At 67.6% G+C, this 20,693-nt stretch carries 17 protein-coding genes; 11 read left to right on the top strand and 6 right to left on the bottom strand.

What is annotated here, in order from left to right:
- Nucleotides 1-25: 25 nt before the first annotated feature.
- The 5 genes from polA (at nucleotide 26) to BCM27_RS14590 (ending at nucleotide 6,868) form a co-directional block, all read left to right on the top strand.
- The gene (gene polA / locus BCM27_RS14610; RefSeq protein ID WP_004018882.1) at nucleotides 26-2,806 is read left to right on the top strand and encodes a DNA polymerase I; all 2,781 of its coding nucleotides are present in this window, start codon (nucleotides 26-28) and stop codon (nucleotides 2,804-2,806) included.
- Complete coding sequence (locus tag BCM27_RS14605; protein ID WP_004018881.1) at nucleotides 2,806-3,897, top strand: isocitrate/isopropylmalate dehydrogenase family protein; 1,092 nt, start codon at nucleotides 2,806-2,808, stop codon at nucleotides 3,895-3,897. The genes polA and BCM27_RS14605 overlap by 1 nt, the downstream gene beginning before the upstream one ends.
- Nucleotides 3,898-4,201: 304 nt before the next feature.
- Nucleotides 4,202-5,101 (top strand): ABC transporter substrate-binding protein, encoded by a 900-nt coding sequence (locus tag BCM27_RS14600; RefSeq protein WP_004018880.1) that lies wholly within the window; start codon nucleotides 4,202-4,204, stop codon nucleotides 5,099-5,101.
- 1 nt (nucleotide 5,102) lies between these two features.
- Entirely contained in the window at nucleotides 5,103-6,062 is a 960-nt protein-coding gene (locus tag BCM27_RS14595; protein ID WP_004018879.1) for an amino acid ABC transporter permease, read from the top strand.
- A complete protein-coding gene (locus BCM27_RS14590; protein WP_004018878.1) occupies nucleotides 6,059-6,868 on the top strand; it encodes an amino acid ABC transporter ATP-binding protein in 810 nt (269 codons plus the stop codon). Before BCM27_RS14595 ends, BCM27_RS14590 begins: the two co-directional genes overlap by 4 nt.
- 6 nt (nucleotides 6,869-6,874) lie before the next feature.
- Here BCM27_RS14590 and BCM27_RS14585 read toward each other — a convergent pair whose 3' ends face one another.
- The 3 genes from BCM27_RS14585 to BCM27_RS14575 form a co-directional block, all read right to left on the bottom strand.
- Nucleotides 6,875-7,738 carry a class I SAM-dependent methyltransferase gene (locus BCM27_RS14585; protein WP_004018877.1) on the bottom strand — a complete coding sequence of 288 codons (864 nt, stop codon included), beginning with the start codon at nucleotides 7,736-7,738 and terminating at the stop codon, nucleotides 6,875-6,877.
- Between the two features lie 84 nt (nucleotides 7,739-7,822).
- On the bottom strand, nucleotides 7,823-8,920 hold the full coding sequence (locus BCM27_RS14580) for a class I SAM-dependent methyltransferase (protein WP_004018876.1): 1,098 nt from the start codon (nucleotides 8,918-8,920) through the stop codon (nucleotides 7,823-7,825).
- A 337-nt stretch (nucleotides 8,921-9,257) separates the two neighbouring features.
- On the bottom strand, nucleotides 9,258-9,833 hold the full coding sequence (locus tag BCM27_RS14575) for a 2'-5' RNA ligase family protein (protein WP_004018875.1): 576 nt from the start codon (nucleotides 9,831-9,833) through the stop codon (nucleotides 9,258-9,260).
- Between the two features lie 225 nt (nucleotides 9,834-10,058).
- On the opposite strand from BCM27_RS14575, the gene rpsA reads away from it, so the two are divergent.
- Nucleotides 10,059-11,534 carry a 30S ribosomal protein S1 gene (gene rpsA / locus BCM27_RS14570; RefSeq protein ID WP_004018874.1) on the top strand — a complete coding sequence of 492 codons (1,476 nt, stop codon included), beginning with the start codon at nucleotides 10,059-10,061 and terminating at the stop codon, nucleotides 11,532-11,534.
- A gap of 59 nt (nucleotides 11,535-11,593) precedes the next feature.
- On the opposite strand, the gene BCM27_RS14565 is transcribed toward rpsA, so the two are convergent.
- Both BCM27_RS14565 and BCM27_RS14560 read right to left on the bottom strand, forming a co-directional pair.
- On the bottom strand, nucleotides 11,594-12,217 hold the full coding sequence (locus tag BCM27_RS14565) for an SWIM zinc finger family protein (protein ID WP_004018873.1): 624 nt from the start codon (nucleotides 12,215-12,217) through the stop codon (nucleotides 11,594-11,596).
- Nucleotides 12,214-14,025, bottom strand: coding sequence for a DEAD/DEAH box helicase (locus BCM27_RS14560; protein ID WP_004018872.1), 1,812 nt, complete (start codon nucleotides 14,023-14,025; stop codon nucleotides 12,214-12,216). Before BCM27_RS14560 ends, BCM27_RS14565 begins: the two co-directional genes overlap by 4 nt.
- A 44-nt stretch (nucleotides 14,026-14,069) precedes the next feature.
- On the opposite strand from BCM27_RS14560, the gene BCM27_RS14555 reads away from it, so the two are divergent.
- From BCM27_RS14555 to BCM27_RS14540, 4 genes are all read left to right on the top strand, one after another.
- Nucleotides 14,070-14,792 carry a TetR/AcrR family transcriptional regulator gene (locus BCM27_RS14555; protein WP_004018871.1) on the top strand — a complete coding sequence of 241 codons (723 nt, stop codon included), beginning with the start codon at nucleotides 14,070-14,072 and terminating at the stop codon, nucleotides 14,790-14,792.
- Nucleotides 14,793-14,858: 66 nt separating this feature from the next.
- Nucleotides 14,859-16,124, top strand: coding sequence for a zinc metallochaperone AztD (aztD, locus tag BCM27_RS14550; RefSeq protein ID WP_275447532.1), 1,266 nt, complete (start codon nucleotides 14,859-14,861; stop codon nucleotides 16,122-16,124).
- A gap of 143 nt (nucleotides 16,125-16,267) precedes the next feature.
- Nucleotides 16,268-17,164, top strand: a complete 897-nt coding sequence (gene coaE / locus BCM27_RS14545; protein ID WP_033205890.1) for a dephospho-CoA kinase — start codon at nucleotides 16,268-16,270, stop codon at nucleotides 17,162-17,164.
- 136 nt (nucleotides 17,165-17,300) lie between these two features.
- Nucleotides 17,301-17,771, top strand: a complete 471-nt coding sequence (locus BCM27_RS14540) for a hypothetical protein (RefSeq protein WP_004018868.1) — start codon at nucleotides 17,301-17,303, stop codon at nucleotides 17,769-17,771.
- A 24-nt stretch (nucleotides 17,772-17,795) separates the two neighbouring features.
- Here the strand turns inward: BCM27_RS14540 and BCM27_RS14535 are convergent, their stop codons facing one another.
- Entirely contained in the window at nucleotides 17,796-18,389 is a 594-nt protein-coding gene (locus tag BCM27_RS14535) for a ribonuclease FAU-1 family protein (RefSeq protein ID WP_004018867.1), read from the bottom strand.
- 145 nt (nucleotides 18,390-18,534) lie between these two features.
- Here BCM27_RS14535 and uvrB point away from each other — a divergent pair, with 145 nt between their 5' ends.
- A complete protein-coding gene (gene uvrB / locus BCM27_RS14530) occupies nucleotides 18,535-20,691 on the top strand; it encodes an excinuclease ABC subunit UvrB (RefSeq protein ID WP_033205868.1) in 2,157 nt (718 codons plus the stop codon).
- Nucleotides 20,692-20,693: the final 2 nt, after the last annotated feature.

Raw genomic sequence — 20,693 nt, 5'->3', positions numbered from 1 at the left:
GACAGGGTCACTAGACTCGGCGACTGTGAGTCCAGCGCAGAGTTCCCCGGCAACGACCCCCGCCAAGGCACCCGGATCGACGGGCACAGCGGCACCCCGCGCCAAGGGCAAGACCAAGCAGCCGGTGTTGATGCTGCTCGACGGACACTCCCTGGCCTACCGGGCGTTCTTCGCGCTTCCCGCGGAGAACTTCAAGACGCATTCCGGCCAGACGACCAACGCCGTCTACGGCTTCACCTCGATGCTGATCAACCTGTTGCGCGACGAGGAGCCCACGCACATCGCCGCCGCCTTCGACGTCTCACGGAAGACCTTCCGGTCGGAGATGTACCCCGAGTACAAGGCGCAGCGGTCGAAGTCGCCCGACGAGTTCAACGGCCAGGTCGACCTCACCAAGGAGGTCCTCGATGCGCTGGGCGTCTCGGTGCTGGCCATCGAGGGTTACGAGGCCGACGACATCATCGCGACCCTGGCGACCCGGGCCCGTGAGGACGGATACAAGGTCCTGATCGTCACCGGTGACCGGGACTCACTGCAGCTCGTCGACGCGTCGACAACCGTGCTCTACCCGCGCAAGGGAGTGTCCGACCTCACCCGCTTCACGCCCGAGGAGGTCGAGAAGAAGTACGGTCTCACCCCCACCCAGTACCCGGACTACGCGGCGCTGCGCGGCGACCCCAGCGACAACCTCCCGGGCATACCCGGAGTCGGCGAGAAGACCGCGTCCAAGTGGATCCGCGAGTACGGATCGCTCGCCGCGCTCGTCGATCACGTCGACGAGGTCAAAGGCAAGGTGGGCGACGCGTTGCGGGCGCATCTGGCGTCGGTGCAGACCAATCGGCAGCTCACCGAGCTCGTCCGGGACATGCAGCTGCCGGCGTCCCCCGACGACCTGGCCATGGTCGGGTGGGACCGCGATCGCATCCACCAACTGTTCGACGACCTGGAATTCCGGGTGTTGCGGGACCGGCTCTTCTCGACGCTGAGTTCCGTTGAGCCCGAAGCGGAAGCGGGTTTCGATCTCGACGGCGCGGTCCTGGGTGCCGGCGAGGTCGGCGAGTGGCTCACCACGCACGCCCGGACCGGCCGGGTCGGTCTTGCAGTGACCGCGCCGCACGTCGTCGTCGGGTCCGACCCGTCGGGTGTGGCGATCGCAGCGGCCGACGGGTCGTCGGCCTATGTCGACGTGACCGCACTGACTCCCGAAGACGAAGCGGCACTGGGGGAGTGGTTCGCCGACCCGTCGGCACTCAAAGCGGTCCACGAGGCGAAGTGGGCCGTGCACGCACTCCGGTCGCGCGGTTGGAAGCTCGACGGGGTCACCAGTGACACCTCGCTCGCGGCCTACCTCGTCCGGCCCGGGCAGCGCACCTTCAATCTCGACGACCTCGCGCTGCGCTACCTGCGTCGCGAACTCCGTGCCGACGGCGGGCCGGGCGATGGCCAGATGTCGCTGCTCGACGACGATTCCGACGGCCGCGTCGCCGAACAACACATGCTCGAGGCACGTGCTGTCCAGGAACTGGCCGACACGCTCGACACGGAGCTGGACCGGATCGACTCCAAGCCGCTGCTGACCGAGATGGAGTTGCCGCTGTCGTTCGTCCTGGCCGACGCCGAGGCGGCGGGCATCGCGGTCGACGTCGATCACTTCGGCGCACTCGAGCGGATGTTCGCCGACCGCATCCGTGCCGCGGCCGAGGCAGCGTACGAGGTCATCGGGGAGCAGATCAATCTCGGCTCACCCAAGCAGTTGCAGACCGTCCTCTTCGACAAGCTGGACATGCCGAAGACGAAGAAGACCAAGACCGGTTACACCACCGACGCCGACGCGCTGCAGTCGCTCTACGAGAAGACCGAACACCCCTTCCTGGCCCATCTTCTCGAGCACCGCGATGCGACACGACTGAAGGTCACCGTCGACGGACTCCTGAAGTCGGTCGCCGACGACGGGCGCATCCACACGACGTTCAATCAGACGATCGCCGCGACCGGGCGCCTCTCGTCCACCGAGCCGAACCTGCAGAACATCCCGGTACGCACCGAGGCCGGGCGGGAGATCCGGCGCGGCTTCGTCGTCGGCGCCGACACCGCGACCGGTGTTCCCTACGACTGCCTCATGACCGCCGACTACAGCCAGATCGAGATGCGGATCATGGCGCATCTGTCGGAGGATGCGGGTTTGATCGAGGCGTTCAACACCGGCGAGGACCTGCACAACTTCGTCGGGTCGCGCGCCTTCGGGGTGCCGATCGACGAGGTCACCACCGAGATGCGTCACCGGGTGAAGGCGATGTCGTACGGACTTGCCTACGGCCTCAGTGCGTTCGGGCTCGCGGCCCAGCTGAAGATCAGCCGCGACGAGGCCAAGGAGCAGATGGAGGCATACTTCGCGCGCTTCGGCGGAGTGCGCGACTACCTGCACGACGTCGTTGCCGAGGCCCGCCGCAACGAGTACACCGCGACCCTGTTCGGCAGGCGCCGCTACCTGCCGGATCTGAACAGCGACAACTGGCAGCGGCGGCAGTCCGCGGAGCGCATGGCGCTCAACGCGCCCATCCAGGGCACCGCCGCGGACATCATCAAGGTCGCGATGATCAACGTCCACAAACGCCTTGCGGCCGAAGGTCTCACATCGCAGACCCTTCTCCAGGTCCACGACGAACTCGTGATCGAGGTCGCCGCCGGTGAGCGGGACGCCGTCGAAGCGGTGGTGCGCGAGGAGATGGGCAACGCCATCACCTTGTCGGTGCCCCTGGAGGTGTCGGTCGGTTTCGGGCGGTCCTGGGACGACGCAGCGCACTGATGGGCGTGGGCGAGAGAACTTTCGGCGTCCTCACCGGCGACGGGATCGGGCCGGAGATCGTTCCCGCGGCGGTGTCGGTCGCGGACGCGGCCGCCGCCGCGGAGTCGATCGAGATCGACTGGCAGGAACTGCCTTTCGGGTTGTCTGCCATCGCCTCGCACGGTGATCCGGTGCCCGAGCAGACGCTGACGGCTCTCGACGGCCTCGGATTCTGGATCGTCGGCCCCCACGACTCGGCGGCCTACCCGCCCGGTCACGGCGATCGCACTCCGGGAGCGACGCTCCGAACCCGGTACGAACTGTTCGCGAATCTCCGTCCCGCTCGGGCCTTTGCCGGTGTCCCGGCGCTGCGGCCGGACATCGATGTGCTGATCGTGCGGGAGAACTCCGAGGGCTTCTATGCCGACCGCAACATGGCGGTCGGAAGCGGCGAGTTCATGCCGACTCCGGATGTGGCCCTCGCAGTCGGGCTCGTCACCCGTGCGGCGTCGGAGCGCATCGCGCGGGTCGCATGCGCAGCCGCGATCGAGCGTGCGGGTTCCGAACGGCAACCGCGACTGACGATCGTGCACAAAGCCAATGTCTTGCGGATGACCACCGGACTGTTCCGCGATGCGTGCCGCGCCGTCGCCGCCGACTTCCCCGAGGTCGAGGTGTCCGAGCAACACGTCGATGCCATGGCGGCCCTGCTGGTTCGGCGCCCCGCCGACTTCGACGTCCTCGTGACCGAGAACCTCTTCGGTGACGTCTTGTCCGACCTCGCCGGAGAGCTCGCCGGATCGCTGGGTATCGCCGGTTCCGTCAACAGCTCGGAGACCCGCGTGATGGCGCAGGCATCGCACGGTGCGGCGCCCGACATCGCCGGGCGCGGCATCGCGAATCCGGTCGCCATGATCGCCTCGGTGGCAATGGGATTCAGTCGCTTCGGCCGGATGACCGAGGACGCGGCACTGGTCGCGGCCGGGGCCCGGATCGACGCCGCGGTCGCCGACACACTCGCGCACACGTCGACTCGCGACCTCGGCGGTGAGGCGACCACGTCGGAGTTCGCGGGTGCGGTGGTCGACCATCTGCTCGCTGGGGCGAAGTGATCGGTTACGAAATGAGGCAGGCTGCCGTCCTGTGCTACTGAAGAACTCTGGTGAGCGTGCACATTCTATGCTCCCTGAGGTGCGAGCGAAGCGAGCCACGAAGGGTGTAGCAACGTGTCCCACCAGGCCCTTCGTGGCTCGTCGCTATCGCTCCTCGCACCTCAGGGACCAGTGGGCCTGTGGTTCTTTCGGATCACCGAGCAGAGGGAGGTGCACGAACACGCGTGAATCGCGGGTATCGAGCCGGGGTGCAGTAGGCGAACTACAGTGAGTTGATGCGCTCGGCCGGACGGAGGGAAGTGGTGTGACGCGGGTGGCTCGTTGGCTCGGCGTCGTGCTCGCCGTCCTGGTCGTGGTGACCGGATGCGTGGACAACGAAGCCCGGGAGCGTGCGAACCAGGTCACCCCGATCGACATCGACGTGGCGAAGGTGCCGGAGATCTCGGCTCTCGTCCCACCCGAGATCGCCCGCACCGGACGCCTCATCGTCGGGGTCAACATCCCGTACCAGCCGAACGAGTACAAGGACGCGTCGGGAAAGATCGTCGGTTACGACGTCGACCTGATGAACGCCGTCGGCAAGGTGCTCGGACTCGTACCCGACTACAAGGAATCCCAGTTCGACACGATCATCCCGTCGATCCAGGCCGGCACCTACCAGGTCGGCATGTCCTCGTTCACCGACACACTCGAACGCGAGAAGCAGGTCGACTTCGTGACCTACTACAGCGCAGGCGTGCAGTGGGCGCAGGCCACCGACAACGACGACGACATCGATCCGGACAACGCCTGTGGTCTCCGGGTTGCGGTCCAGACGACCACCTACGAGGACACCGACGAGGTCCCGGCCAAGAGCGCGGCCTGCGTGGCTGCGGGGAAACCGGCAATCGACAAGGTCAGGTTCGACAGCCAGGACGAGGCGGTCAATGCGCTGCTCCTCGGGCGCGTGGACGCGATGTCGGCCGACTCGCCGGTCACCGCCTACGCCATCAAGCGGACGGACGGCCGGTTGACGCCGGCCGGCGGCATCTTCGACTCCGCGCCTTACGGCTGGGCCATCCGGAAGGGTTCGCCGCTCGCGGTCGCGATGCAGCGCGCCGTGCAGTACCTCATCGACAACGGACATTACGAACAGATCGCGGCCAACTGGGGCCTCGAGGAGGGGATGATCGATGTCTCCGTCATCAACGGGGCGGTGAACTGAGGTGACGTCACCACACGCCGACCCCGCCACAGCGACCGAACCGGAACCGATCAAGGCGGTTCCGCTGCGCCGACCCGGGCAGTGGATCGCCGCGGTGATCATCGTCGTGCTGGCCGCACTGTTCATCTACGGTGCCGCCACCAACGAGGCCTACAGCTGGGGCACGTACGGCAACTACCTCTTCGACTCGCGCATCCTGTCGGGTGTCGGGTACACCCTGGCCCTGACCCTGCTGTCGATGGCGATCGCCATCGTGCTCGGTGTGCTCCTGGCGATCATGCGGCTGAGCCCGAACCCGGTGCTGCGCGGGACGTCGTGGGTCTACCTGTGGATCTTCCGCGGCACACCCGTGTACGTCCAGCTCGTGTTCTGGGGCCTGTTCCCGGCGATCTACAAGCAGATCGACCTCGGCATCCCATTCGTGCACCAGTTCGTGACCCTCGACATCCAGACCCTCAACGCCGCGTTCCTCTTCGCGGTGATCGGTCTGGGTCTGAACGAGGCCGCGTACATGGCCGAGATTGTCCGCGCCGGTGTGTCGTCGGTCGGTGAGGGGCAGACGGAGGCCTCGGTGGCGCTGGGCATGTCGTGGTCGCAGACGATGCGACGCACGGTCCTGCCGCAGGCCATGCGGGTCATCATCCCGCCCACCGGCAACGAACTGATCAGCATGCTCAAGACCACCAGCCTGGTGGCAGCGGTGCCGCTGACGCTCGACCTCTACGGCCGTCAACGCGACATCTCCGGTGTGATCTTCGAGCCGATCCCGTTGCTGCTGGTCGCATCGACCTGGTACCTCGTCATCACCAGCGTCCTGATGGTGGGTCAGTACTACGTCGAGCGCTACTACGCCAAGGGCGCGACCCGGGCGCTGACCGCGCGACAGCTCAAGACGATGGCCGACGGGGCGGCCACGGCCCCCGGCGGCGCCGCCGGCCCGGCAGGGGGAGAGAAGGCATGAGCCCGGGAGAGCACACGGCCGGTCCGGCCAATTCCGGCGGGTCACCGACCCCGATGGTGGTGGCCGACCGTGTCTGCAAGAGTTTCGGCTCGGTGCAGGTCCTCAAGGGGATCTCGCTGGAGGTCGCACGCGGCGAGGTGCTGTGCCTCATCGGACCGTCGGGTTCGGGGAAGTCCACGTTCCTGCGGTGTGTGAACCACCTGGAGGTCGTCAACGCCGGCCGGCTCTACGTCGACGGTGATCTGATCGGGTATCGCGAACGCAGCGGCAAACTCTACGAGATGAGTGCCAAGGATGCGGCCACCCAGCGCCGCGACATCGGCATGGTGTTCCAGCATTTCAATCTGTTCCCGCACCGCACGGCCCTCGAGAACGTGATCGAGGCGCCGATGCAGGTGAAGCGGCAGTCGCGTTCGGAAGCGGTCGACAAGGCCCGCTATCTGCTGGATCGGGTCGGGCTGTCCACACGGGCCGACGCCTACCCGGCGCAGCTGTCGGGCGGCCAGCAGCAACGCGTCGCGATAGCGCGCGCACTTGCCATGGATCCCAAGCTCATGCTCTTCGACGAGCCCACCTCGGCACTCGACCCCGAACTCGTCGGGGACGTGCTGAAGGTGATGCGCGAGCTCGCCGCTTCGGGGATGACGATGATGGTCGTCACCCACGAGATGGGCTTTGCCCGGGAGGTCGCGGATCAACTCGTGTTCATGGACGGCGGCGTCGTCGTGGAACGGGGCGATCCCCGCGAGGTCCTCTCCGACCCGAAAGAACAGCGCACCCGGGAGTTCCTGTCGAAGCTGCTGTGACAGCCGTCAGCCGGCCTTGTGGCTGCAGAAGATCGCTGTTCCCGGAAAGTAGCTGCCCCGCAACGGACTCCACTGGCCCCATGTCCGGTCGAAACCGTCCGGCCATTCGGGCTCGATGATGTCGTCGAGAACGAATCCGGCCGCACGGAGTTCACGGACACGGTCACCGATGGTGCGGTGGTGCTCGACGTAGGTCAGCCTGCCGTCGGCATCGGTCTCGGTGTACGGCGTGCGGTTGAAATACGGTATCCGGACAGTCAACCCCTCCGGCCCGGGGTCGTCGAGGAACATCCAGCGCATCGGGTGGTTGACGGCGAAAACCCAACGGCCACCGGGTTTCAGCACTCGCGCGACCTCGCTCATCACGCCGGCGGAGTCGGCGACGAACGGTACCGCGCCGAATGCCGAGCATGCGGTGTCGAACGATTCGGCGGCGAAGGGCAGCGTCTCCGCGGTGGCCTGCACGAGCGGTACCCGCACGCCCTCGGCGGCCATCGCGTCGAGTCCGATGCCCAGCATCCGCCGGGACAGATCCACGCCCACCGCTCGGGCGCCGTGGGCGGACAGCCATCGGGCGCACGGCGCCGAACCGCAACCGATCTCGAGGATGTCACGTCCGTCGATGTCCCCGAGGAGGCCGACGTCGGACTCGCGGAGTCCCTCCGGACACCAGACGAAGTCACCGCCTGCGGCATGCGCGCCGAGAAACTCGCCGTGCTCGACGTGGTAGTTCTCCGCGTCGTGATCCCACCACCAACGGTTGGCACGGTCGCTGGACGTGGAGTCGACGTCGCCGAGAATCCTCGGGGGACGGCCTGCTGCCGGTTCGTTCGACATCGTGTCCGCGGGTTCGGCCTGGTTGGGGGACATCCTGCGATGATAGGGCCCGGGTCGTGGCGGCCACTTCCGCCGGCCCATGGTGTCGGCCCGACCGGCAGCGCTCGCCGGCGCCGGTCAGGTCGTGAGCTCGTAGAAGCGGAAGAAGCTGAAGTCCTCGATGGGGAGGACCTCCACGTCGGCGTATCCCGCATCGCGGGCGTACTGCCTCACGGTCGACGGCCGGAACACGGTGCCGGTCGCCGCCGACGGCGGCGAACTCATCGAGTCCGGCAGACAGACGAACAGCGAGAACCCGTACATGATCTTGTCGAGTTCGTCTGCCGGACCGCTGAACTCGTCGGACACCGCCTCGTCCATGACGATCAGTGACGCCCCCGGTGTCAGTGCGCGACGGACCGCCGCGAGAACCTGGACGGGGCGGGGCATGTCGTGGAGACACTCGAACGCGAACGCGGCGTCGAACGGGCCGTGCGCCGTCGCCTCGTCACCGTCGGCCACGAGGAATGTCACGCGCTCGGAGACCCCCGCGGTTGCGGCGTGCGCGCGGGCCATCTGGACGGATGCCTCGTCGACATCGAGGCCGACGAAGGTCGCCTCCGGGTAGGCACGAGCGAGTGCGATGGTGGAATGCCCTGCCCCGAAGCCGACGTCGGCGATGCGGGCGCCGGGCCGCGACAGACGCGTGTGGAGGTGTTCGACACCGGCGAGCGCCGGCGCGAGCCGGGCGTCGAACCAGGGCCGGTTGAGATCTGCCTGGCACTCCCGCGCGTCGGCGCCCAGGGTCGCCCAGCTCACGCCACCACCGTGCCGATAGGCGTCGAGCAGTTCGGGCAGGTGGCGAGCCGACGCCGCGAACATGCGCGGGAGGGCACCCAGATACGACAGGCTCGATGTGTCGGTGAGCACCTCGGCGACGCCGGGCGAGATCGCAAAGGTGGGCGGCCGCGAGGTCAGGTCGGCGTCGAGAATGCCGAAGGCGCACTGCATCTCGAGCCACTCCCGGGCGTACCGCGCGTTGGTCTCGGTGTGCTCGGCCAGTCCGTCGGCGGTGAGTGGTCCCGCCTCGGCCAGGCACCGGTACCACCCGAGGCGCTCACCGAGATACACGCTCAGCGTCTCGGCGGTCGCGAGGGCGGAGCCGAAGAGGCGCTCGGCGAACTCGTCGGCACTCGGTCCCGGCCGGTCAGGGTGGCCACCCGCTGCTTCGGTCATGAACCATGATGTGGCCGAGTCCGGGCGGCGCGCGCTCGTTTCGGCGAACGCGGTCGCGCGAACTTCGCCGGACCGCCGGTTCGGGAGTGCGTAACCTGTGCGTCGTGGGCGACGAGACTTGCCGATGCGGTCACGACCGAGCGGCTCATGAGCACTATCGGGCGGGGACCGACTGCGCGCTGTGCGGCGCGGGTGACTGCCCTCGCTTCCGGCGGAAGTCCCGGGTTCGTCGTCTCCTCGGCGCGTTGCCCGGAGCGCGCGGCTCCGGCCGCCCGTCAGCCTGATCGCCCATTCGGCTCTCGTCGGCTGCTCCGTGCGGTCCGTCGACGCCGTTCGATCAGCAGGCTCGCCCCGCGAGTATGACGTCGGTTCCCTCGTCCGGGTCCCAGCGACGGAGTGCGGTGAACTCACCGGCGATCTCGGCGCGCAGGTCGAGGACGACCAACGCGCGGGCGAGCTGCTCGGCGTCCATCCGCCGCGCCAGGGTGACGTGCGGCGTCCACCGTCCGGGGGTGGTGTGCGCGAACGCAGTCCCGTGGTGTCCCGGTGACGTTGCGGAACCGGCCGGTCGGGACCCGATGAACCCGGCCGCCAGTCGGCAGACCTGAGCGTGGACCGAGAGGAGTTCGGTCGACGGCACCACGAGCCGCGCAAGTGTCGACCGGCCGGCGGCTCCGAAGAGGATCGGGGCGCCGAGTCGCATGCCGACCGGGAGGCGCATGGCGACCCCGGCCAACGCCGCGTCGGCGTGGGGATCGATGCGCGACGCGGCCACGAGCGTCACGTGCGGGCGGTTGGTGGCCGACGCGACGCGTCCCTGATGGGGCAGTCCGGCTGCGGCCAGCGCGTCCCATTCGGCCCGAACCTGCTGGTCGGACGAGTCGTCGAGGAGGAGTTCGAGGGAGTGCGCCACGTGGGCATCGTCTCATTTTCCGCTGGGCCGCACGTCTCGGCGGCCTCGCGAGACGAGCCATTTGCCCAGCACAACGCCGCTGGAGTAGGCTTCTACACGCGCGTGTGCCCGATGACGCGCGGTTCGCACCTGCCCTGACCGGTGACAGGCCGGTCCAGGTGGTGTCGATCAACAGCGCTTTTCAGAATCGTACCTACTACACACCTGTCCGGAGCAACTCAACATATGTCGTCCCCCACGATCACCTCGCCGCAAGTAGCCGTCAATGACATCGGCACTGCCGAGGACTTTCTCGCCGCCATCGACTCCACGATCAAGTACTTCAACGATGGCGACATCGTGGAAGGCACCATCGTCAAGGTCGATCGGGACGAGGTTCTGCTCGACATCGGTTACAAGACCGAAGGCGTCATCCCTTCTCGCGAACTGTCGATCAAGCACGACGTGGACCCCAACGAGGTCGTCAACGTCGGTGACGAGGTCGAGGCCCTGGTCCTCACCAAGGAGGACAAAGAAGGTCGTCTGATCCTCTCCAAGAAGCGTGCGCAGTACGAGCGTGCCTGGGGCACCATCGAGGAGCTCAAGGAGAAGGACGAGGCCGTCAAGGGCACCGTCATCGAGGTCGTCAAGGGCGGCCTGATCCTGGACATCGGCCTGCGCGGCTTCCTCCCGGCATCGCTCGTGGAGATGCGTCGCGTCCGCGATCTGCAGCCGTACATCGGCAAGGAGATCGAGGCCAAGATCATCGAGCTCGACAAGAACCGCAACAACGTGGTCCTGTCGCGTCGTGCATGGCTCGAGCAGACCCAGTCCGAGGTCCGCAGCGAGTTCCTGCACCAGCTGCAGAAAGGCCAGGTCCGCAAGGGCGTCGTGTCCTCGATCGTCAACTTCGGTGCGTTCGTCGATCTCGGCGGCGTCGACGGTCTGGTCCACGTCTCCGAGCTGTCCTGGAAGCACATCGATCACCCGTCCGAGGTCGTCGCAGTCGGCGACGAGGTCACCGTCGAGGTCCTCGACGTCGATCTGGACCGCGAGCGTGTGTCGCTGTCGCTCAAGGCAACCCAGGAAGATCCGTGGCGTCAGTTCGCCCGCACCCACGCCATCGGCCAGATCGTGCCGGGCAAGGTCACCAAGCTGGTGCCGTTCGGTGCGTTCGTCCGCGTCGACGAGGGCATCGAGGGTCTGGTCCACATCTCCGAGCTGGCCGAGCGTCACGTCGAGGTGCCGGATCAGGTTGTCGCCGTCGGTGACGACGCGATGGTCAAGGTCATCGACATCGACCTGGAGCGTCGCCGGATCTCGCTGAGCCTCAAGCAGGCCAACGAGGACTACACCGAGGAGTTCGACCCGTCGAAGTACGGCATGGCCGACAGCTACGACGAGCAGGGCAACTACATCTTCCCCGAGGGCTTCGACGCCGAGACCAACGAATGGCTCGAAGGCTTCGAGAAGCAGCGTGAGGCATGGGAGGCCCGGTACGCCGAGGCCGAGCGTCGTCACAAGATGCATACCGCCCAGATGGAGAAGTTCGCCGCTGCTGCCGCCGAGGCCGCCAACGCCCCGACCGACTACTCGTCGGCGTCGGAGAGCCGCGGAGGTTCCTCGTCCAGCAGCTCGACCGGTGGATCGTCGGCCGGCGGTTCGCTGGCCAGCGACGAGCAGCTCGCCGCCCTGCGTGAGAAGCTGTCCGGCAACGCCTGACACGCACGCTCACTGAGCACATGAGAGAAGCCCTCCCGGGAAAACCGGGAGGGCTTCTCTCATATCTCGTCCGTGCCGGGCGGGTCTTGGCGCTCCCCGTGCGGCCCGGTCTGCCAATAGTCGCGGACATCGAAGGCCGTCAGTGCCGACCAGCGTGGGGGCGTCCGGCGCGATACTTCGTCCGGGTCCGATGTGTCGTCGCCGGGCGCGCCGTCGAGCGGACCCTCGAAGTCGCGTAGCCGAAGCGCCAGGGCGGGTTCTCGATCGATCGCCGCGGCGAGTGCGTACAAGGTGGCGAGGATGTGCAGGCACCGATCGCCGCGAGCCCGACATGAACAGTCCGCGACGTCGAGACCCGCAGCGGACCACGACGCCGCCTCGACCAGCTTGCGGTGCATGTCGTCGGTCGGCTCGGTGGACGCGCCGAGCAGCTCGCGCAGAGCCGACGCGGTGGCCGAGCTCATCGGCTCGAATTCCAGGTGTGCCACGGACGCCTGGCCACCTCGCTGGACCAGTCCGCTGACCGAACGTCCCTCGACGGTCAGGGCGACGCCACCATTGCGGGCGACACTGCGGGCGCGCGGCGCCACCGGGTTCGGTGAGCGGGTCGCGATGGGCTCGGCGAGCCGGACGATCTCGGCGCCCCAGCGGCTGAAACCGAACTCGGCGGGTGAGTTGGTCATCGGACCTCCCGATTGCGGCGAAGGACGTCGATCAACCGCTCGTCGCTGAGGCCGGTCAGTTCCGCGAGGGCCGACGAGTCGTCGGCGTGCGTGCCGAGTGCGGACTTGCGCCGGTGCAGGTCGTCGATGTGTTCCTCGAGCGAGGTGGCCGTCGTGAGGGTGGTGATCGTGACCGGACGCTCTTGGCCGATGCGGTGCACGCGATCCGAGGCCTGGGCTTCGACCGCCGGATTCCACCAGCGGTCGAAATGGATGACGTCGCAGGCGCGTGTGAGTGTGAGCCCGACGCCACCGGCCTTGAGACTCATCACCATGATCCCGGGGCCACGGCCCGACTGGAAGTCGGCGACGAGTTCGTCGCGCCGACTCGCCGGGAGGCCGCCGTGGAAGAACGGGGCGTCGACCGCGAACTGTTCGGCGAAGTGACGGACGAGCAGTTCACCGGTGTCGCGATACTGGGTGAAGACGAGGGTGGGGGAATCGGTGCGTAGATTCTCGCCGAGGATCTCCGCGCACACGTCGAGTTTGCCCGAACGGCCCGGGAGCACCCGGGTGTCGCCGGTGACGAGACCGGGGTGGTTGCAGATCTGCTTGAGGCGGGTGAGGGTGGCGAGAATCCTTCCGTGTCTCTCGAATCCATCGCCGAAGCCGTCGTCCTCCACACGCGCCAGGTGAGCATCGTAGAGTTGCGCCTGTTCGGCCGTCAGGTCGACCAGAACCGGATTCGGGATCTTCGGTGGGAGCGCCGACGCCACCCGTGACTTGGTGCGCGCCAGCAGGACCGGTGACACCGCGACCCGGAGTCGTTGCAGCGCTCCGGTATCGCCGTCGTCCACCGCCTTGGTGAACCGGCGCCGGAACACCGCCCGGTGGGGGAACAGCCCCGGCGCAGTGACGCGGAGGATCGCCCAGAGGTCGTCGAGACTGTTCTCGATCGGGGTGCCCGTCAACGCGACACGAGCACCGGCATCGACGGAGCGGGCCGCGCGGGAGACCTGGGTCCGCGGGTTCTTCAGGTTCTGTGCCTCGTCGAACACGGTTGTCGCCCAACGAGACCGGCGCACGACGTCGACGCTCAACCGCAGTCGTGCGTAGGAGATCACGGTGACCGAACCGGCCGCGACCGGGGCGTCCTCGAGGGGTCCGGTGTGGACGTCGAGTGCGGGCGCGAAGCGGGCCACCTCGTGCGTCCAGTTGGTGACGAGACTCGTCGGGCAGACGACCAGCTGGGGCCCCTCGGGGGCGCGTAGTGTCAACAGTCCGATCGCCTGGACGGTCTTGCCGAGTCCCATCTCGTCGGCCAGTACGGCGCCGCCGGTCACCTCTGCGGTTCGGGCGAGCCACGCCACGCCGCGGATCTGGTAGGGCCGCAGGCTTGCCCGGAGCCTGTCGCGCAGAGCTTCCTCCACCACCAGGCAGTCCCGCAGAGCCGCGCGGGCGAACTCGGCCGTCGTCATCGCGGTTCCCGTGGGGTCGACCTCGGCGTGAGCGGCGAGAGGTAGCTGCGTCGAGGTGTCGCCGGCAAGCGTGAGTCGCCACGCGTGAACCGACTCGGCGACCCTGCTCGGATCGTCCGATGCGTGACCCGAGAGGAGCGTCGGGACGTCGACGAGGTCGCAAGCGACGTCACGGACGACGAGATCGCCGCCCTCCGGAATCGCGAGGCGACATGAGTCCGCGCGGCTTCCGGCGTCGGGACCATGCGACGACCAGAGTGCGAACTGATGGAGATCCGGCAGATAGGTGGCCTGTCTGGTCAGCGTGACGCTCCTCTTGGTACGGTGTACGGAGTTAAATACTCGGTACACCGTACGGGAAAGGCGTTGCCGTGTCGACCGCTGATGATGCACGTATGTTGGTCCGCCTCCTGTGGCGGGCCGAGTGCGGCGCCGGGGGGCCGCGGCGTGGTCCGCGGCAGCGGGTGTCGGTCGACGACATCGTGACCACCGCGATCCGCCGCGCGGATGCGGGGGGACTCGGCGCCGTGTCGATGCGCTCGCTGGCTTCCGATCTCGGTGTCGGGCCGATGAGTCTGTACACCTACGTACCGACACGTGACGTGTTGGTGGCGCTCATGGTCGACGCGGTGGCGGCGGACACCCCGATGCCGCCGAGTTCGCCGACAGTCGTGGAATCCCTGGCGGGTGTCGCGCGCGCTCTGCGTGCCGAGTGTCTGACGCACCCCTGGTTGCTGGAGGCCTCGCCCTGGCGTCAGGTGCTGGGGCCGCACCGGCTCGCCCGCTACGAGCGGCAGCTCGAGCTGCTCGAGCCGCTCGACATCTCGGATGTACAGCGCGACAACATCATCGCGCTGATCGGAGCCTTCGTGGTCGGCAACGCCCGCGAGGCGGTCGGGGAGAGGGTGGCCGCGGCCGAGACCGGGATGAGCGATGCGCACTGGTGGGAGATCGTCGGGCCCGAACTCGCGGCGGTCGTGCCCGACGGCGCGTTTCCGCTGTCGGATCGGGTCGGCACTGCGGTCGGCGAGCTCCGGCAGGCGCCCGGCGCGCCCGCGGAGGCCTTCGAGTTCGGGCTGTCGCGCGTCCTGGATGGATTGCAGCCACTGCTGTCCTGATGTCCGGCGTCGATGTGCGGATCGATGGTGGTGGAGGTGCGACGCCGCAACCATGCGTTGTTGACAATGATTTTCATTCCACTGTTGACTGTCCGGGTGTTTGCACAACGGACAAATCTGACCCGATCTCTGGCGCTTCTCGCCGCCGCATCGTTCGCGCTCGTCGCCTGTGGAAGTGAGGATTCCGGTGATTCGACGCCGGCCGCCTCCAGTTCGGCCAAGGCCGTCGAGCAGCAGAGCGCCACACCACGTCTCGCACTCAGCTACGACGGCGGCATCCTGGTCCTCGACGCCGAGTCGCTCGAGCAGGTCGCCGACCTGCCGGTCGACGGCTTCATCCGGCTCAACAGCGCCGACAACGGCCGGAACGTCTTCGTCTCCGAATCGGACGGGTTCCGGGTCCTCGACATGGGTACCTGGACGCGTCAGCACGGCGATCACGGTCACTACTACACGACCACTCCGGCCCTCACCGACATGACCTTCGGCGGGGAGGAGCCGGGACACGTTGTGCCCCACGATTCCCGGATCGCCCTGTTCACCGATGGGACAGGTGAAGTCGACATCGTCGAACCCGCCGAACTCCTGCGTGGAAACGCGGCGTCGACCTCCTTCACCCTTCCCGAGCCCCACCACGGGGTCGCGGTGTTCCGTGAGGACGGCACCATGGTGGTGACCGTCGGCAACGAGGATTCGCGCAGTGGTGTCGCGATCCTCGACGGCGAGCGCAAGGAGATCGTGCGCAATGACCAGTGCCCGGGCGTGCACGGCGAAGCCGCCGGCGCCGGCGGGGTCCTTGCCTTCGGCTGTGAGGACGGCCTGCTCATCGTCAACGGCAACGACATCCGTAAGGTCGACAGCCCGGACCCGTACGGCCGCATCGGCAACCAGGCCGGCAGTGACGAGTCGCCGATCATCCTCGGCGATTACAAGTCCGACCCGGATGCCGAGCTCGAACGGCCGACCCGGTTCTCGCTCACCGACACCCGCACCGGTCAGCTGCGGCTGGTCGATCTCGGCACCTCGTACAGCTTCCGGTCCATCGAGCGCGGGCCCGGCGGGTCCGGCGTGATCCTGGGAACCGATGGTGCCCTGCACGTCTACGACGTCAACACGGCGACGAAGACCGCCACCATCCCGACGATCGGCGCGTGGAGCGAACCGGACGAGTGGCAGTCCCCGATGCCGAATGTCGTGGTCCAGGAGGGCATCGCCTACGTCAGTGATCCGGCGGCCAAGAAGATCGTCGCCGTCGATCTGAACAAGAACGAGAAGGTCGGTGAGGCGGAGTTGCCGCACGAGACCATCGAACTCGCCGCCGTCACGGGCTGACACCGGCGATCCGACGAGACCTCGTCTCGACGGCGTGTTCCTGATCTCAGGCCGCGCTGCGCGAGACGAGGTCTCTGCGTGTCTGACCCGGGCAACCGCCCCGACGCCACTCCGGCGCCATGGTGTTTGTCACACTGGTGGGCGTGATCAGGCTTGGACTGACCGGTGGCATCGGAGCCGGCAAATCGACCGTGGCAAAGACGTTCGTCGAGCGGGGCGCGTACATCATCGACGCGGACAAGATCGCCCGGGAGGTGGTCGAGCCCGGGTCGGAGGGTCTGGCCGCGCTCGTCGAGGCGTTCGGCCCGGAGATCCTGGCCGCCGACGGGAGTCTCGACCGTCCGGCGCTCGCCGGGAAGGCTTTCGTCGACGACGAATCCCGCACGACGCTCAACGGCATCACCCACCCGCTCATCGGGGCGCGAACACAGGCGATCCTCGACGACGCGCCGGCGGATGCAATTGTGGTGCAAGACATCCCATTGCTGGTGGAGAATCACACGGCCCCGTTCTTCCACCTCGTCGTGATCGTGTTCGCCGAGGCCGACGTACGGCTGCATCGGTTGACGACGATGCGGGGGGTCGCCGAGGCCGATGCCCGCGCCCGCATCGCTGCGCAGGCGACCGACGAACAGCGTCGAGCCGTCGCCGACGTGTGGCTGGACAACTCCGGCGCCCCCGAAGACCTGGCGGCGTCCGCGGCGCGGATCTGGGACGAGCGTCTCGTCCCTCTCGAGATGAATGTCCGCGCTCGCCGAGTCGCCGAGCCGGTCCCCGGACTCGTTGCCGCCGAGCCCAACCCGGACGGCCCGTCGGCGCGCCTGGTGAACCGGTTGTGGGCCGTGGCAGGTGAACTGGCCACCGCGGTCGACGTCACCGATGCCGCGGCCGTCGAGTTGCGGGTGACCGCCCGAGATGCCGACGCCGCCGAGGGGCTGGCGAACCGGCTCGCCGACGGCGGATTCGCGCCGGCCGGGCCGGATCTGTACGGCTCGTGCGACCCCGGCCGACCCGCCACGGTGCGCGTCGTCGTCGGCTGACGAGTCCCGCGACACAGAAACTGACTACAAACGTTGCCAAAATGCGTACACGGCGCGGTGTGCGCTGCTAGCTTGTGAAACGCACGCCACCGCGACGGTGGTGTGGTCGAGGACGAGCGTAGGAGTGGAGCACAGCATGGTCGGTCGGGGACAGCGGGGTCGCGCGCGGATTGTCGGTGGCGCAATAGCTTTCGGGGCAGTGGCATGCGCCGGTGTCGCATTGGCCGCGCCGGCCGAGGCGGCACTGCAGGGCATCGCGGTGGACACCCTCCCGGGTTACGGGTCGTCGGCCAACGGCTCGTTCAACTATGGCGTGTACGGCGCGGGCTGTGCCTACGAGCTGTCGGTGCTCGTGGGTGATCCGGGGTCGGCGAAGTCGAATCTGAAGGTCACGCTGGTCGGTGCCGGCCGCACGGTCACCATCTACGACAAGAAGCCCACGAGTTCCGAGGTGCGTCCGACCTGGCGCCCGTCGACGCCCGGGCGCTATGTGCTGAAGGCCACGCTCGACGGGGTGGAGAAGACGCGCGCCGTCACCGTCGGCACCGGCGTGCAGCTCCCGGATTTCATCCGAAACGGATCGTGTTTCGTCCTACCCACCTACTGAGGTCTGCCGGTCTGAGGTGGTGAGCTACCGGGCGTCGCCGCGGCGGCGATGGTCATGGTCGCGAAAGGCGACCACGCCCCCCGCCGCGGCGTCCAGCCAGGCCTGGACGTCGTTCCCGTGCTCGGCCGTGCCGACGAGTGCGCGCGTGGCGATCTCCACGGCTTCGACACACTGTGCGGTGTCGAGAAGTCCGTCCCGATGCGCCTCGAGCAACTCGTCGGTGTCGAGCAGCACCGGCGGGGTGCCCGGTACGTCCACGAGATCGAGATACCAGTCCTCGGCGTGCCACCGCCCGTCGTCGTCGGGGCCGGCGAAGTGGCCGACATCCAGATAGAGGCGCTGCCCCTCGCGGTAACCGCCCTGATAGTGGAAGATGTTGGCGCGCAGGCCCAATGCGGGTAGCAGCCAGGATTCTAGATGGTCGAATCGGGGATGTCCGGGTGCGTGCCGCGACATGTACAGCCCGTAATCGGTGACGCGGTACTCCTCGACCTGACGGACGAAGCCCTTGTTGTCCGTGTTCGTCATCGCGGGCACGTCGAAGACCTCCCGCTTGGGCGGGTGCGCCGGGCGTGATTCGGGTGCCGTCTCGGCCGCGCCTCCGCGAGGGTTCGTCATGCCTCGAATCTAGACAGGCCACCGCGTCTGCACCGGGCGACCGATGATCTCGGGGCCGGAACTCGGAGTCGTCGCGTTCGTCGAGCTTCGGGGTCGTGCACCGCGCGGGAACATCGATGTCATAGGCCGCGTTTACCCTGGCACTATGGCTTTTGCAGCAGAGCGCCCCGTCATCGCGCACTCGGAGTTCCGGCCGGTCGGTGAGATCGAGCGGTCCGACGCGCGCCTGGAGGTCGTCAGCGAGTACGAACCGGCAGGCGACCAGCCCGCCGCCATCAAGGATCTGACGCGACGGATCAACGCAGGCGAGAAGGACATCGTCCTGCTCGGCGCCACCGGCACCGGTAAGTCGGCGACCACCGCCTGGCTGATCGAGCAGGTGCAGCGCCCCACCCTGGTGATGGCGCCCAACAAGACACTCGCGGCGCAGCTGGCGAACGAATTGCGCGAGATGCTGCCCAACAACGCCGTCGAGTACTTCGTGTCGTACTACGACTACTACCAACCCGAGGCGTACATCGCGCAGACCGACACCTACATCGAGAAGGACTCGTCGATCAACGACGACGTCGAGCGTCTGCGGCACTCGGCGACCTCGAGCCTGCTGTCGCGGCGCGACGTCGTGGTGGTGGCCTCGGTGTCCTGCATCTACGGCCTCGGCACTCCGCAGTCGTATCTCGACCGATCCGTCGAGGTCGAGGTCGGCCAGGAGATCGACCGCGACGCCTTGCTGCGGCTGCTCGTCGACGTCCAGTACACGCGCAACGACGTGTCCTTCACCCGCGGTGGGTTCCGCGTCCGCGGCGACACCGTCGAGATCATCCCGTCGTACGAGGAACTGGCGGTTCGGATCGAGTTCTTCGGTGACGAGGTCGAGTCGCTGTACTACCTGCACCCGCTGACCGGTGACGTCGTGCGCCAGGTCGACTCGCTGCGCATCTTCCCGGCCACCCACTACGTCGCCGGGCCCGAGCGCATGGAGAAGGCGATGGCGAGCATCGAGCGAGAGCTCGAGGAACGACTCGCCGACCTCGAGGGCAAGGGCAAACTGCTCGAGGCCCAGCGGCTGCGGATGCGGACCACCTACGACCTCGAGATGATGCGGCAGGTCGGGTTCTGCTCGGGGATCGAGAACTACTCGAGGCACATCGACGGCCGCGCCGCCGGGAGCGCACCGGCAACGCTGATCGATTACTTCCCCGACGACTTCCTTCTCGTCATCGACGAGTCGCATGTGACGGTGCCCCAGATCGGTGGCATGTACGAAGGCGACATGTCGCGCAAGCGCAACCTCGTCGAGTACGGCTTCCGTCTCCCCTCCGCGGTGGACAACCGGCCGCTGACCTGGGACGAGTTCGTGGATCGTATCGGCCAGACCGTGTACCTGTCTGCGACGCCGGGGCCGTACGAACTGGGCCAGTCCAACGGCGAGTTCGTCGAGCAGGTGATCCGACCGACGGGTCTCGTGGATCCCCAGGTCGTGGTCAAGCCGACCAAGGGCCAGATCGACGACCTGGTCCACGAGATCCGGGAGCGCACTGACCGCGACGAGCGTGTCTTGGTGACCACCCTGACCAAGAAGATGGCCGAGGACCTCACCGACTATCTGCTCGAACTGGGTATCCGGGTCCGGTACCTCCACTCGGAGGTGGACACCCTGCGCCGCGTCGAACTCCTGCGCCAGCTGCGCTCGGGTGACTACGACGTCCTCGTCGGCATCAACCTGCTGCGTGAGGGTCTCGACCTTCCCGAGGTGTCCCTCGTCGCGATCCTCGACGCGGACAAGGAGGGCTTCCTCCGGAGCACCACCTCACTCATCCAGACGATCGGTCGCGCCGCCCGCAACGTGTCCGGCGAGGTCCACATGTACGCGGACAAGATCACCGACTCGATGCGCAATGCGATCGACGAGACCGAGCGACGCCGCGAGAAGCAGATCGCCTACAACAAGGCGAACGGCATCGATCCGAAGCCGCTGCGCAAGAAGATCGCCGACATCCTGGACCAGGTGTACCGAGAGGCCGAGGACGAGGCCGTGGCGGTCGGCGGTTCCGGGCGCAATGCCAGCCGCGGACGCCGCGCACAGGGCGAGGTCTCGAAGGCCGGCAGTTCGGGCGTGATCGAGAAGCGCGACGTCTCGATGATGCCGCGGGCCGAGCTCGCCGATCTCGTGTCCCAACTCACCGATCAGATGATGAGCGCGGCTCGGGATCTGCAGTTCGAGCTCGCCGGCCGACTCCGCGACGAGATCGCCGATCTGAAGAAGGAGATGCGCGGGATGGACGCGGCCGGCATCAAGTGAGG

The sequence above is a fragment of the Gordonia terrae genome (assembly GCF_001698225.1).
GTDB lineage: Bacteria > Actinomycetota > Actinomycetes > Mycobacteriales > Mycobacteriaceae > Gordonia > Gordonia terrae.
This window is presented reverse-complemented; position numbering and strand designations above follow the sequence as displayed.